Raw genomic sequence first — 14,232 nt, forward strand, 5'->3', positions numbered from 1 at the left:
AGTCCGCCCTGGGCGAACTCCCGGAGAATCCGGCCGGCGGCATGAGCATGCTCAGCCGACGCCGCAGGTCGGCAGGTCGGCGACATCGCCGTCCTCGCTCACGGCGTCCAGCACGGCGAGCGCATCGTCGAGCTCCGCGACGGAGAACACCTGCAGGCCGTCCGGAACGTGCCCGACGACCTCTTCGCAATTGGCTTCGGGCGCCAGGAACCACTGCGCACCGGCATCGACCGCCGCCCACATCTTCTGGCGGATACCCCCGATCGGGCCGACGACGCCGTCCGCGGTGATCGTGCCGGTGCCCGCGACGGTCTTTCCGCCGTTGAGCTCGCCCGGTGTGAGAGTGTCGATGATGCCGAGCGCGAACATCATGCCCGCGCTGGGGCCGCCGACGTTGTTCAGCTGGATCGTCACGTCGATCGGGAAGTCGTAGGCGGTGGTCAGCGTGACGCCGATCAGCCAGACCGTCTCACCGTCGACCTCGGACGGGCGCGGCGTGATCGACACCGACTGCTGCTGGCCGTCCCGTTCGATGCGGAGCTCGATCGGCGCTCCTTCGCCCTCGTTGACGAGCCCGCGCAACTCGTCGACGTCGGTCACCGGCATCCCGTCGGCCTCGAGGATCACATCGCCCTCCTCGAGGGCATCCTGGGATGCCGAGTCCGGGGTGAACGAGTACACGCTCAGCTGCGGATCGACGTCGTAGCCCAGTTCGGTCAGGGCGGCGGCGGTGGCGTCCTGCTGCGAGTCGACCATCATCGCCGCGCTCTCCTCCTCGCGCTCCTGCGTGGTCTGGTCCTGCGGGAAGACCGCGTCGATCGGCAGCACGGCACGGCTCGGATCGAACCAGGCGGTGGCCAATTCGAACCAGGAGGGGGTCCGATCACGGTTGCCGACCACCTGGACGGTCAGCAGGTCCAGGGCACCGTCGGTGGGGAAGGTCTCCGCGCCCTCGACCGAGATCAGCGGGACCTGAGTGCCGTCTGCGGCCGATGCCGTGCCGAGGGTGTTGTAGACCGGCCCGGGACGCTGGATGACGTACGAGGTGGGCAGGAACGTGATAATCAGCAGCACCGCGAGCGCGATGGCGAGCGCCCAGACACCCGCGAGCATGTTCCGCGACATGCGGCGTACGGGGGCGGGCGTGATGGTGACGTTCTCGTCGAACAGCGCCACGGCGGGTGGACCTTTCTCTGCCTGGTCGTTCGCGACCGGCGTAAGGGCGGAAAGGTCCGTGCCGGGTGGTGCGATGATCCGTGCGACTAGCGTAGAGCGCGAGTTCATGACCCGGCTGAAAGGCGGCTGAAGTGCCAGACTCCAATCCCGAGGACGACCAGACCCCGGAGGAGCAGTTCCAAGAGCTGATCCGGCAGCTGTTCGGCGGCGCGGGCGGACAGGTCGATCCTGAGCAGCTTGCGCGGCTGTCGGGCATGGGAATCGACCCCGCGATGATGCAGACGGTGATGCGGCACCTTCAGGGTGCCTTCTCCGGCGGCGGCGACGAGGGGATCTCGTGGGATCTCGCCAAGCGACAGGCGCTGCACATCGCCAACCAGGACGGCCTGGTCGTCACGGACGGTCAGCGAACCGACCTGGACCAGGCCTTCGCACTGGCCGCGCTGTGGTTGAGCGAGGCCACCACCATCTCGGAGCTGGCCACCCCGCCCCGGTCGTTGACGCGCGGCGGGTGGGTGGAGGCGACGCTTCCGGTGTGGCAGGAGCTGGCTGAGCCGGTCGCCACGAGCATCGCCGACGCTCTCACCGAGGCGCTGCGCGATCAGGCTCCCGAGGAGATGCAGGGCCTCATCCAAGGCGCGGGCCGCCTCATGCGCACCGTCGGCGGATCGCTGTTCGCCTCGCAGCTGGGTCAGGTCGTGGGCAACCTGTCCAAGGAGGTCGTCAGCGGCGGCGACGTCGGCATCCCGCTCATGCCCGACGGCGATGCGGTGATCCTGCCTCAGAACTTCGCCGACTTCGGCCGCGATCTGGAGATCCCGGACGACCAGCTGGCGCTGTACATCGCCACGCGCGAACTGGCTCACGCCCGCCTGTTCCGCCACGCCCGCTGGCTGCGGCTGCATGTCATCGCGCAGATCACCGACTTCGCCCGCGGCATCCACGTCGACACCGACGCGCTGGAGGAGCTCGCCTCGCGGTTCAACCCGTCCGAGCCGGAGGAGCTGCGGCGCGCGCTGGAGAGCGGCGCGCTGCTGCCCACGCGCTCCGAGGCGCAGAACGCGGCGCTGACGCGCCTGGAGAACCTCCTCGCCACGATCGAGGGCTGGGTGGATGTGGTCACCGACGCGGCGACCGCGCGTCTTCCCTCCGCCGACCGGATCGCCGAGGCGGTCCGGCGCCGCCGGGCGGTCGGCGGGCCGGCCGAGCAGGCGCTCAGTTCGCTGGTCGGCCTGGAGCTGCGCCCACGGCGCATGCGCGAGGCTGCGGCGATGTGGCGGGCGGTGACGGATGCTGTCGGCGTCGCGGGCCGGGATTCGCTGTGGGACTACCCGGACCTCATGCCGACGGCGGAGGACATCGACGATCCCGCCGGTCTGGTGGCACGGCTGGAGGCGCGGGCGCGGGGCGAGGAGCCGGCTCCGGACGAGATGGATGACGCGCTGGCGAAGCTGCTGGCCGGCGAGGACATCGGCCAAGCGCCCGCCGAGGGCGGGGCAGCCGATGATTCCGGGGCGGATGCTTCGGACGCGGGTTCCGCGGCCTCCGACGAGGACGGCCCGGCCGGACCGGACGACCCGCGCCCGGTCTGACCGGGCACCGGGCGCCACCGACTCCTCCCCAGCGCCGGCGTGACCGGGTTTCGCCGAGCGGACCTGTGGACAACGCGGCCGCTCGTGGAGCGCGGTCCAGAATCGGGGCATGCTGCGACTGGATCCGGGCCTTCCTCCGCTGTGGCGCACGCCGACCACGCTGCAGTTCGGCCTGGACGCGGTGGCGGTGATCGAAGACCCCGAACCTTGGCAGCAGCGGCTGGTCCGAGAGCTGGAGCGGGGCATCCCCGAGGCCGTGCTGGATCCCGTCGCGGTCGCATTCGGCGCCCCCGAGGGCGCTGCTGCCGGGTTCGTGCGGAGCATCGGACGGGCGCTGCTCGCGCCCCCGTCGCCGGGTCGTCGGGTCGTCGTGCAGGCACCGCAGGACGGCGGGGGCGGCATGGCGGACGCCGTGGTGGGCGCGCTCGAATCCGCCGGGGTCGACGTGACGCGGATGACCTGGTTCGGCGCCCCCGACGAAGCCGTGCCGGCCGATGCCGTCGTGGTCGTGCTCGCGCATCACCTGGTCGAGCCGCGCCGGACGGCCGCGCTCATGGGCGCGGACGTCCCGCACGTGCCGCTCGTGTTCTCCGGCTCCGGTGCCGAGATCGGGCCGTTCATCGTCCCGGGACGCACCGCGTGCCTGGCGTGCATCGCAGCGCACCGCCGGGACGCGGATCCGGCGTGGCCGCACCTGGCCGCCCAGCTGCTCGGACGGCGCCCACCGGAGGTGGCGGAGGCGCTGGCCGTGGAGGCGGCCCTGCTCACCGCACGGCTGATCAGCGCGGCCGAGCGGAGCCCGCAGCGGATCCGCTGCCGCTCGCTGACCTTGCGCGAGAACTCGCTGCACCGGTCGATGCGCGTGCACCGCCCGCACGCAGCGTGCCGCTGCCGATCTCTCGGAGGAACCGCGACGGCTGCCGTTCCCGCGTTCCCCTCGACCAGGACAGCGACAGCGTTCGCCCGGCCCGCGTGATGCCCACGTACGCCAGCCGGCGCTCCTCGTCGACCTGCTCGAAGGTGGTGGCGTAGCTGATCGGAAGCAGCCCTTCCGCGAAGCCGAGCAGATGGACGTGGTCCCATTCCAGCCCCTTGGCCGCGTGCAGAGTCGCCAGCGTGACCGTGCGCATCCCGGGTTCGTGCTGGGCCTTGGCCCGTGCCTGCAGTTCATCGGTGAATCCGCGCAGGGTCGTCCCCGGAGGCGACTCCTCCGCCAGGCGCAGCAGCGCCGCGCGCGCCTCCCACGCATCGCGCAGCGCGCCTCCCGCCTGCGGCGGTTCGTTGGTCAGACCCAGCGAGCGCAGCACGTCACGCACGGCGTCCACGAAGTCGGTCTCCAACGGCGCGACCGAGGCCCCCCGCAGCGCCATGACGGCCTGGCGCACTTCCGGCATGTCGAAGAATCTCCGACCGCCCAGGACGCTCGTGGCGATCTCGTGGCGCGCGAGGGCGCGCACCAGCTCGGCCGACTGGGAGTGCGCCCGGTAGAGGATCGCGATGCGGCGGGGATCGACGCCCGCCGCGATCCGCGCGGCGACCTGCGCCGCCACCCCTGCGGCCTCCGCGACGTCGTCCTCGTACGCCGTGACCACCGGGGTCTCCCGCGGCTCGACGTCCGCGGTGCCGGTTTCGGCCGCCGTGAGCTCCAGCGCTCCCGGCCGGCCACGCATGAGTTCGTTCGCGACCGCGAGGATGGCCGAATCCGATCGGTAGTTCCGCTCCAGGCGCACCACTCGCGCGTCCTCGTGCGCATCCGCGAAATCGAGCAGGTATCGCGCGTCGGCGCCGGCGAACGAGTAGATCGTCTGGCTGGCGTCGCCGACCACGCAGATGTCGCGACGATCGCCCCGCCACAGCTCGAGCAGGCGGTACTGCAGGGGCGAGACGTCCTGGAACTCGTCGACCGTGAAATGGCGATACTGCTCGTGCACGGATGCCGCGACGTGCGGCTCGGCCTCCAGCATCCCCGCGCAGGCCAGCAGCACGTCCTCGAAGTCGAGCTGGCGGCGCTGGTCCTTCACCTTCTCGTAGGCACGCTGCAGCTCGACCACCCGGCCGACCTCCAGCCTGCCCACCCCGTTCGGGCGCGCGGCGGCGTACTGGTCAATGCTGCGCATCGTCACCTTGCGCCACTCGATCTCGCTCGCCACGTCGCGCAGTGTCGCGACATCCGGCGAGATCCCCATGCCGTCGGCGGCGTGTGCCAGCAGGCGCACTTTGTTGTCCACGATGCCGGGGGCCGTGTCCCGCGCGACGGTGGGCCAGAAGAAGTTCAGCTGCGCCAGTGCGGCGGCGTGGAAGGTCCGCGCCGACACGCCCTCCACGCCCAGCGCACGCAGCCGTCCGCGCATCTCCCCCGCCGCCTTCGCCGTGAAGGTCACCGCCATCACCCGGCCAGGCGAATACGCCCCGGTGTCCACTCCGTGCGCGATCCGATGCGTGATCACCCGCGTCTTGCCGGTGCCGGCGCCGGCGAGCACGACCACTGGCCCGCGGAGGGTGGTGACCGCCTCGAGCTGGTGGTCATCCAGACCGGAGAGTGCGGGATCGGTCACGGCGCGCTCGCGTACCACTCGCTGATCAGCTGATGGGCGATCGAGGCGGACCCGGGCAGGATCAGGTCGCCCTCGCCCCGCAGGCTTGCGCCGATCTCTGCGCGCTCGAACCAGCGCACCGCGAGGATCTCCTCGCCGTCCGCTTCGGCGGCGGCGTCGTCGGCGGCGACCGCGAGGAACCCCAGCATGAGTGAACGCGGGTAGGGCCAGGCCTGCGAGCTGCGGTACTGCACGTCGACCAGGTCCACTCCCGCCTCTTCCCGCACCTCCCGTACCACGGCCGACTCGAGCGACTCCCCCGCCTCGACGAAACCGGCGAAGCACGAGAACCGGTTCTGCGCCCACAGCGCGTTCGAGCCGAGCAGGAGGCGATCCGGGTGGGTCGCGCTGGTCACCGCCACGATCACCGCCGGGTCCGTCCGAGGGAAGTGCTCGCGTCCGCATGAGGGGCAGTGCCTCGACCAGCCGCTGCTGCGCGTCTGCGTCCGCGCACCGCACGCCGGGCAGAACGGAGCCTCCAACAGCCAGCGACCCAGGCTCAGCGCTTCGACGAAGGCACCGGCATCCGAGGCCGTCAACGAGCCGCCGACCACGCGCAGCGGCGCCCAGCCGGCCGGCGCCGCAAGAAGATCCTCTTCGCCGCGGGCGAAGACGGCCACCAGCGCCGCCGCCCCGGTGGCGGTCCGACCCAGGAACGCCCACTCCGCACCGGAGGGGACCGCTGCGGGGGCGACCCAGTGCAGCGAGTCCGGCGCGGCCAGCGGCGCGGTGTCGCCGTTCAGCACCAGCACACGAGTCGCATCGTCCAGGCGCGCCGATTCCAGCAGATCGGGGTCCGCCCGCTCGTGCGCCGCGCGATCGAATCCGGGGCGTGCCAGCGGGGCGGAGCGTGTGCTGTCGGGGGCAGTCATCGAGACCTCTCTGCCGCTGGTCGACAAGCCGGGCGTGGCGCGGGGGCGCAAGAGCGCACCCGGACCTACCCTGGGCACATGGCACGCTCACCCCTCACTCTAGCCGCGTCGGTCACCTCGGCTCTGCCCCGGGTCGGCGTCGTAGGGGTCGGCATCCTCACCGAGGGCGCAGCCGGACGCTACGACTCCGCGCTCGCCGAACTGGACGACGGGCGACGCGTCGTGGTGCGCGCTCCGGTGGATGCCGAGGCGGCGCCCGAGCTCGCCGCCGAAGCACGCGCCCTGCGTGCCCTGACCCCCGGCGTGCGCGGGCTCCTCCCGTTCCGCGCACCGGAGCTGCTGGGCGAGACCGCGCTGGGCGATGCCCGCGCGGTGGTCGTGGACTTCCTGCCCGGCTACCGCGTCGATGCCGCTCACCTGCCACCCGGCCGCGGCGCCGCCAGCTCGATCGGCGAGGCGCTGGCCGCACTGCATGCCCTGCCGCTGTCGATCGTCCGCACCGAGGGCCTCCCGTTCCGCACCCCCGCCCAGGTGCGCGAGGACGTGTCACGTCTGCTGGATCGTGTCGAGTCGACGCGATCGGCACCCCACCGGCTGCTCGAACGCTGGCGCCGCGCCGTCCAGACCGACGAATTGTGGCGCTTCGAGTCCGCGGTCGTGCTCGGCGGGGCCGGTGCCGCATCCTTCCTCTTCGAGGATGAGGATGCCGTGCCCGTCGTGACCGGCGTGCTCGAGTGGCACGGCCTGTCGGTCGGTGACCCCGCCACGGACCTGCAGTGGCTGGCCTCCGCCCCCGCCGCCGCAGAGGACGTCTACCTGGCCTACGTCTCCCACAGTGGGCGCGCGCCGGACGCCCTGGTGCGTGAGCGGGCGCGGCTGTACGCCGAACTCGAGTTCGCCAAGTGGCTGGTGCACGGAGCCGAAGCCGGGCGCGAGGACATCCGGGAGGATGCGGTCGCACTCCTGGAGTCGCTGGCTGCCGGAGTGCGCGACGATGACATCGTCCCGGATGCCGCGCTCGGCGTCGATGACGCGATCGCACTTCTGGACCGGGTGCCCGACGCCCAGTCCACTCCCGTGGACACCTCGATGCACACGGACGCATACGACCCGGAGGAGTTGGCCCTGTGGCTCTCCGCCGACGAGGACGACATCGCCGGAGACGGCCCAGGCGAGGACGCTGACGCTGCACCCGCGAACGCGCCGCGCAGACAGCACGACGATGTCTCCACGGCGCCGGTCGACATCTCGATGTGGGCGCAACGGCCTCAGCCCGCCGCGCAGGCGAACGGCACGACCGGCGCCGAGACCGGCGACGCGCAGGCGGACGCGGAGCGCTCCTCCGACGCGGCGCTGCGGCGGTGGCTCTCGGACTGACCGGGGCGCGCGCCTCAGCCGCGCAGCACCAGGTCCGCGGCGACGTAGTACAGCGCCACGTCGATCTCCTCCAGAGGCACACCGTGCATCGCGTGGTAGGCGTGCCGATACAGCTGCAGCTGCAGCATCCGCTCGTCGCGCTCCGCGTCGGTCCGCGGCGGCGCGCCGGTCTTCCAGTCCACGATCTCGATCCGCCCGCCCCGGTCGCTGCGCCGGTAGACGGCATCCAGCTTGCAGATGATGACGTGCGGTCGTGCGTCCAGGCCGATCCCCGGCTCGTCCGTGACGGTGAAATCGATCTCCGTCTCGACTTCGATCGGGCTCAGCGCTCCCCATTCGGAGGAGGCGAAGTTCGCCTGCAGCGTGGCGAGCACGGCGGCATCCTCGGCGGAGGCGGTCGTATCCGGTGCGTCCTCGTCCAGTTCCCACAGAGCGTCGTCGAGGGACCCGGCCGTGCCGACGCGACCCGAGCGCTGCTCCACCCAGGCGTGGAAGAGGGTCCCCAGCCGGGTCTGACGGAACGGTCGCTCCGGCAGCGGTCGCGCGATGCGTCCGACGGTGCCGGCGTAGTCGGACACGAACTCCTTGTAGCGCGACGCGGCGATGCGTGTCGGCGCACTCTCGGTGGGGGGACGCTGTCGCTCGTCGCGTTCCGCGAGCAGCAGCGCGACGTCGCGATCGGGTGCGACCCGAGGGCGGGCGATCGCCGCCTCGACCGCCGCCGCCGCTCGTTCGACGACCTCGCGCCGTGCACCCAGCGGGTCGATCGGCCACTGCAGCATGCGTCGCTCCCCCAGGTACGGGTTCTCGCCGGGGACGTCGTCGGGCAGTTCGACGCGCAGCGCCGCCGCGATCTCGTTCAGGAACACGCTGCGCTCGCGCGGCCGCTTGGTCCCTGACCAGCTCGCGCCGGTCAGCAGCAGGTGATCGCGGGCGCGGGTGACCGCGACATACGCCAGCCGGCGATCCTCCTCGAGCTGTCGGGCGCGGTTGGCCGCCACGAACGACTCGAACGCGGCCTTCAGGTCCTGCTGCGTCGGTGCCGCGTCCCGTTCCCACTGCAGCGCCGGCAGCCACCGCGCATCGCCGCGGAAGGAGTACGGCAGGACCCCGAAGCCGAGCCACCCCTTCGTGTCCCGCGGCGCACTCGGCAACTCGTCCTTGACCAGACGCACCACCGCCACCGCATCCCACTCCAGCCCCTTCGAGCCGTGGATCGTGAGCAGCTGCACGACATCGTCCTCGGGCGGCTCGGTCCGCGGCGCGAACTCGTCCAGCTGCTCCGCGTGGTCCAGCCAGGCCAGCAGACTCGAGATCGACCCCGACTCGTCGGCGGCCAGGAACGCGTGCAGCTCGTCGACGAACGCGCGCAGCTGCGCCGAGGCGATCCGAGCCGGTCCGCGCGACTCGTTCGCCGCCAGTTCCACATCCAGGCGCAGCTCCAGCTCGATCAGGCGCACGAGGTCGGGCATCGGCATCCCCACCGCCCTGCGCAGGCCCGCGAAGACCGCGCCCGCCTCGCGCAGCCGCTCCCTGGCCTCGGGAGTGAATGCGCTCAGCCAGCCGTGATCGGCCCTGTGACGCAGCACGAAATCGAGCGCGTCCACCAGCGAGCCCTCGTCGTCCCCGGCGCTGCCGCGGATGCGTTCCACGACCTCGGGTGCCAGCGGCTGCAGCGCCGCGTCGTGCCGCGCGATGCGCCGGGCCAGCGCGGCGAGCTCACGAAGGTCGGGAAGCCCGATCGCCCAGCGCGGCCCGGCCAGCAGGCGGATCAACGCGGAGCCGGCGGCAGGATCGCTCAGCACGCGCAGGGCGCACACCACGTCGACGACTTCCGGTGTGGACAGCAGTCCGCCCAGTCCCAGGATGCGATGCGGGATGCCGCGGCGGCCGAGGGCGTCGCCGAAACGCACCATGTGCTTCTTGCTGCGGAAAAGGACCGCGCCGGTGCTCGATCTGCCGGCCGCGGCGCGCTCGTCCCGCACCCGCGCAAACCACGCCGCGACGCGGTCCGCCTCGGTGTCCAGGTCGGCTTCGAAGACCAGGTCGACGGCACCGGCCGGGGCGCCGGGACGCGCGCGCAGCTCCTCCACGACGACGGCGGCGCGAGTGGCCAGCGGCGCGAGCACCGCGTTCGCGGCGCTCAGCACGCCGGCGCTGTTGCGCCAGCTCGTCAGCAGCGAGAACTGTGCGCACTCCCGCCCCGGCGAGAACGACCCGGCGAAGCCGCCCAGGTTCCCGGCGCTGGCACCGCGCCATCCGTAGATGGCCTGGTTCGGGTCACCGACCGCCATCACGGCGGTACCTGCGAACAGCTCGGCCAGCAGGTCGGTCTGCACGACGGAGGTGTCCTGGTACTCGTCCAGCAGGACCACGCGGAAGCGCTCCTGGAGCTCTTCGGCCACGACCGGGTGCGTGCGGACCACTTCCAGTGCTCCGGCGACCTGGTCGGAGAAATCCAGCACGCCGATCCGGCGCTTCTCGGCGGCGTAGGCGCGGGCCAGGTCCGCGAGCAGGCCGAGGGCGCCGACCTTCTCCGCGGCGTCGGCGACATCGCTGTAGACGACCGTGCCTTTGCGGACCGAGGGCCGCTCGAGCACGTCATCGAATCGCTCCGGGAACGCGGCGAGCTCTTCGAACGAGACGAGGTTGTCGACACCGTCCCGTGCGATCCGCAACGCCGCATCGACGATGCTGCGTACCGCCTCGCCGCGGGTCTCCAGTCGCGGGTCGTCGGAGCCGAAGACCACCCGGCGCATGAGCAGCCAGGCCGCGGACTCCGAGAGGATGACCGCCTCCGGGTCGCGGCCGATCCGGACGGCGTGCTCGCGGACGATCTGATCGGCGAAGCTGTTGTAGGTCGCGACCGTCGGACGGTGCAGGAGCGCGTCGTCGTCGGGAGCCTCGCCGACCGCGCCGACCTCGGCAGCCAGCGCGTCCATCGCCGCCGCGCGGGCCGAGGATGCCTTCACGCCGTCGCCGCCGCCGCGTTCCAGCTCGCCGAACACGTCCAGGCGGCCTTCGGCGTGCAGGACGGGAAGCGCAGCGAGAAGTCCGCGGCGCTCGAACTCGGCCAGCCGCTGCAGACGGCGCTGGATCCGCTCCGCGAGTTCGCCGGCGGCCTTGCGGGTGAAGGTCAGCCCCAACACCTCGTCACGGCGCACGATCCGGTTCGCCACGAGCCAGACCACCCGGGCGGCCATGGTCTCGGTCTTGCCGCTTCCGGCCCCGGCGACCACGAGCGCGGGCTCCAGCGGCGCCTCGATCACCTCGGTCTGCTCGCCGGTCGGGGGGAACTGACCCAGCGCTGCGGCGATGACCTCCGCCGAGAGCGTGGCCACCGAAAGCGATGCCGTCACGATGCGCTCACCGCGCCGATCGTGTGGATCCGGCACAGTCCGTACGAGAACTCGTCGCGGCAGTGGTCTTCGTACGGTGCCGCGAACGTGGTGCCCCGCATCACCGCCACCGCCGACCGGACCCGGTCCAGGAACAGCTCGCGGCGTTCGTCGTCGAACGGCGGCTGCCACGGGGTGGCGTAGTCCGCTCGCGACGCCGTCGGCCGCAGCACAAGCAGCTTGGCTCCCCCGGCCGGCAGACCGGCGGCGGCAGGGATGGCCCCGGACTCGAAAGCAAGCTGGTACGCGCCCAGCTGCGGGTTGTCCACGACCTTGGGATCGGTCTGCGGTTCTCGCTTGCCGGTCTTCAGATCCATGATCACGACCGTTCCCTCCGGGGTGAGCTCGACCCGGTCGATGTAGCCGGAGAGGATCGCACCGTGCTCGAACGCGTCGGCGTCATCCAGCGGGATCGCGACCTCGAAGTGCGGTTCGGCGCCGATCAGCGCACCGCCGGCGTCCTCGAACCGTCGCAGATACAGGTGCAGCCGTCGCACCAGATCGCGCGCGCGGGTTCGCTCCGCGCGGTCGCGCCATTCCGCCTCGAAGCTCAGCTCGCCCCAGCGCGATTCGACCTCGGCCCACAGACTGGCCTCGTCCGAGCCCGCCGAGTGCTCCAGCGCCGCGTGGATGATGGTGCCCAGCCCGGCGGTCGCGCCGCCCGGGTCGCCGCCCAGGTCTCCGATCACCCAGTTCAGCTCGCATTCCTCGAGCGTGTGCAGCCGCGACGGCGAGACCCGCACGTCCTCGCGGGACAGATCCCGCAGCGGGCCGGTCGAGGTGGGCGGTGCGACGCCGAACCACTCGCCCGGTACGGAGCCGGGGACCAGCGCGTCGGCCAGCAGAGCGAGCTGCTGTGCTGCGCGCGCGGCGCGCTCGCCGCCCCTCGCCCGCGAGGACGGGTCGGTCAGGGCACGCCGGTGCTGCGCGACCAGGCCGCGCAGCGACAGCGGATGCTCGACGGCGTGCCGTTCCGGGTCGGGCAGGAACTCGAAGAACACACTGGGACCGGTGTCATCGTCATCGACCGCGGTCACGATCACCCGATCGGTGGCCCGCGAGAGAGCGCGGGCCAGCAGCCGCAGCTCGTCGTGCATCGCAGCGCGTCGTCGGTCGAGGGTGGAGGCGGCCCCCGCGTCGGCCCTGGTCGCGGCATCCGCCAACCGCCAGGTGTCCAGCAACGATCCGCGCAGCCGCGTGTTCGGCCAGACGCCGTCCTGTACGCCTGCCACCACGACGGTGTCGAACTCGGTGCCCAGCGCCCCGGCAGGGGTGAGGATGCGCACCGCCTCGCCGCCGGCCGGAGCATCCAGACGGTCTTCGGCGACGTCGCTGTCCAGGATGCCGCGGACGAACACCCGCGGGTCGGCGTCCAGGGATCGTTCGACGAAGCGCTTCGCCGCCTGGAACAGTGCCACCACGGCATCCAGATCCCGGTTGGCCTGATCCGCCAGCGGACCGTGCCCGCGGGCCGACTCGGACCACGCGCGCTGCAGGCCGCTGCGCTCCCACGCGGTCCACAGCAGCTCATGGGCGGTGGCGCCGCGAGCCAGTTCGTCTCGAAGCACTCCCAGCGTCCGCGCCACGACGGCTGCCCGTCGCGCCTCTCGGGTGTCGATCAGGTCCAACTCCAGCGGCTGCAGCATCGCCGACACGATCAGCTCGCGGCCGGACCGTTCGCCGCCGGCTGCGAGCTCGCCGTGGCGCAGCGCCGATCGCAGCCGCCGCAGTTCGATGGCGTCCAGCCGGCCGCCCGTGCTCAGCAGCGCCTCCGCGGCATCCTCGAACGTCCACTCGTCCCGGGCGGCGAGTTCGATCAGCCGGAGCAGGTCACGCACCGGTGGCAGGGTTCCGAGCGGGCGCCCTGGACCGCTCGAGCGGGTCGGCACCTCCCGCGCCGCAAGCTCTGCCTCGAGGGCGGCGACCTGCCTCGTGTCGTGCGCGATCACGGCGCAGGAGGACCACCGGATGCCGTCATGGACGTGCCGCTCGCGCAGCAGCCGCGCGATCGCATCGAACTCCTCGGCGGGCGAGCGCAGCGTCAGAGCCCGCACCGAGCCGTCCGAGACGACGGCGTCCCCCTCGGCGGAGGGTCGTACGCGGTGCGCGACCAGACCGACCGCCCCGATGCGCTGCGTCACCTGGCGGACGATCTCGTTCTGCCAGCCGGTCCCCCGGTGCGCGGCAGCCAGCACCGAGACGCTGCCGAGACTGCGCGCCAGGCGCGCGAAGTTCTCCGGGGTGGCGCCGCGGAACGCTCCGGAGCCGACATCCGGGTCGCCGAACGCCAGCACCGCGATCCCGCGCTGCCGGCATGCCTCGAGCAGCTCGACACCGCCCAGCGTCAGCTCCTGCGCGTCGTCGACGAGGATCATTGCGAGGCGTTCGATGACCTCCGCGCCGGGCGCGCCGGTGCGCAGCACTCCCACCGCCTCACGCACGAGCCCGGCTGCATCCCGGTGCGCGCCGCGCATGTCTGCGCGCACCTGCAGGTACTCGGCGAAAAAGGATGCCATCGCCTGCCACGCCGGGATCGAGTGGGTCTGCCCCAGCGCGTGCAGCCGGTCGGGCTCGATGCCGAGCGTCGTGCATTCGGCGAGGAAAGTGCGCACCTCGGTGCGGAAACCCTTGGTGGACCGGACCTCGCGCCCCAGCCAGTCCGGCCAGCGGCCGACGCCGGCCCGCTCGTCCTCCGCATCGCCCTCCAGCAGGTCCTGGATCAGCTGGTCCTCGTCCCCGCCGGTGAGCAGCTGCGGGGGCTCCTCACCCGCCGCGACTGCGCTCGCACGCACGAGCTGGTAGGCGAAGGAGGCGACGGAGCGCGCGATCGGACCCGATGTCGCACGACCCACTGCGAGGGCGAGCCGATCACGCAGGGCGGTGGCCGTCTGCCGGGAGGGGGTGAGCACGACCAGCGCGTCCGGGTCCGCGCCGGCTGCGACCAGTGCCGCGACACGTGCCACCAGCGCGGTGGTCTTGCCGCTTCCCGGCGCGCCGACGACGACGCCGGATGCCGCGGCCGGCAGCGCGATGACGGCGCTCTGGTGCCCGTCGAGCACGGGTGCCACGCCCGAGCCGTCCGCGGAGTCCATGGCTTCGACGGTACCTCCACGTGCGGACATGCGGCCGCTGCCGGGCCGCCGGTCCGGCGTTCGCCGAGAGCGTGCAGCCGACGGGCGGGGCCCTTCCACCGGTGTCGTAGAGTTGCCATGCGCGCCGGGCG

Annotated in this window: 7 protein-coding genes; 2 read left to right on the forward strand and 5 right to left on the reverse strand. The window is 72.4% G+C overall.

Annotated elements, in window-relative coordinates; all coding sequences use genetic code 11:
• Positions 1 to 51 precede the first annotated feature (51 nt).
• Positions 52 to 1,176, reverse strand: coding sequence for a YlbL family protein (locus QNO12_RS09725; protein WP_257502446.1), 1,125 nt, complete (start codon positions 1,174 to 1,176; stop codon positions 52 to 54).
• A 131-nt stretch (positions 1,177 to 1,307) separates the two neighbouring features.
• Between QNO12_RS09725 and QNO12_RS09730 the strand changes: the two genes are divergently transcribed.
• On the forward strand, positions 1,308 to 2,768 hold the full coding sequence (locus QNO12_RS09730; protein ID WP_257502445.1) for a zinc-dependent metalloprotease: 1,461 nt from the start codon (positions 1,308 to 1,310) through the stop codon (positions 2,766 to 2,768).
• Between the two features lie 779 nt (positions 2,769 to 3,547).
• Here QNO12_RS09730 and QNO12_RS09735 read toward each other — a convergent pair.
• Together QNO12_RS09735 and nudC are read right to left on the reverse strand one after the other, a co-directional pair.
• Positions 3,548 to 5,323, reverse strand: a complete 1,776-nt coding sequence (locus tag QNO12_RS09735) for an ATP-dependent helicase (RefSeq protein ID WP_257502444.1) — start codon at positions 5,321 to 5,323, stop codon at positions 3,548 to 3,550.
• On the reverse strand, positions 5,320 to 6,234 hold the full coding sequence (gene nudC / locus QNO12_RS09740) for an NAD(+) diphosphatase (protein WP_257502443.1): 915 nt from the start codon (positions 6,232 to 6,234) through the stop codon (positions 5,320 to 5,322). The genes QNO12_RS09735 and nudC overlap by 4 nt, the downstream gene beginning before the upstream one ends.
• A 78-nt stretch (positions 6,235 to 6,312) precedes the next feature.
• Here nudC and QNO12_RS09745 point away from each other — a divergent pair, with 78 nt between their 5' ends.
• Positions 6,313 to 7,611 carry a protein kinase family protein gene (locus QNO12_RS09745; protein ID WP_257502442.1) on the forward strand — a complete coding sequence of 433 codons (1,299 nt, stop codon included), beginning with the start codon at positions 6,313 to 6,315 and terminating at the stop codon, positions 7,609 to 7,611.
• Positions 7,612 to 7,625: 14 nt separating this feature from the next.
• Here the strand turns inward: QNO12_RS09745 and QNO12_RS09750 are convergent, their stop codons facing one another.
• Together QNO12_RS09750 and QNO12_RS09755 are read right to left on the reverse strand one after the other, a co-directional pair.
• Entirely contained in the window at positions 7,626 to 10,970 is a 3,345-nt protein-coding gene (locus QNO12_RS09750; protein WP_257502441.1) for an ATP-dependent helicase, read from the reverse strand.
• Positions 10,967 to 14,101 (reverse strand): UrvD/REP family ATP-dependent DNA helicase, encoded by a 3,135-nt coding sequence (locus tag QNO12_RS09755; RefSeq protein WP_257502440.1) that lies wholly within the window; start codon positions 14,099 to 14,101, stop codon positions 10,967 to 10,969. The genes QNO12_RS09750 and QNO12_RS09755 overlap by 4 nt, the downstream gene beginning before the upstream one ends.
• Positions 14,102 to 14,232 lie beyond the last annotated feature (131 nt).

Origin of the sequence: Microbacterium sp. zg-B185 (genome assembly GCF_030246885.1) — a bacterium.
In the GTDB taxonomy this organism is placed as follows: domain Bacteria; phylum Actinomycetota; class Actinomycetes; order Actinomycetales; family Microbacteriaceae; genus Microbacterium.

Coding starts and splice junctions, on each gene's coding strand:
- nudC (WP_257502443.1), bottom strand. CDS start 6,234: ATGACTGCCCCCGACAGCACACGCTCCGCCCCGCTGGCACGCCCCGGA.
- QNO12_RS09745 (WP_257502442.1), top strand. CDS start 6,313: ATGGCACGCTCACCCCTCACTCTAGCCGCGTCGGTCACCTCGGCTCTG.
- QNO12_RS09755 (WP_257502440.1), bottom strand. CDS start 14,101: ATGGACTCCGCGGACGGCTCGGGCGTGGCACCCGTGCTCGACGGGCAC.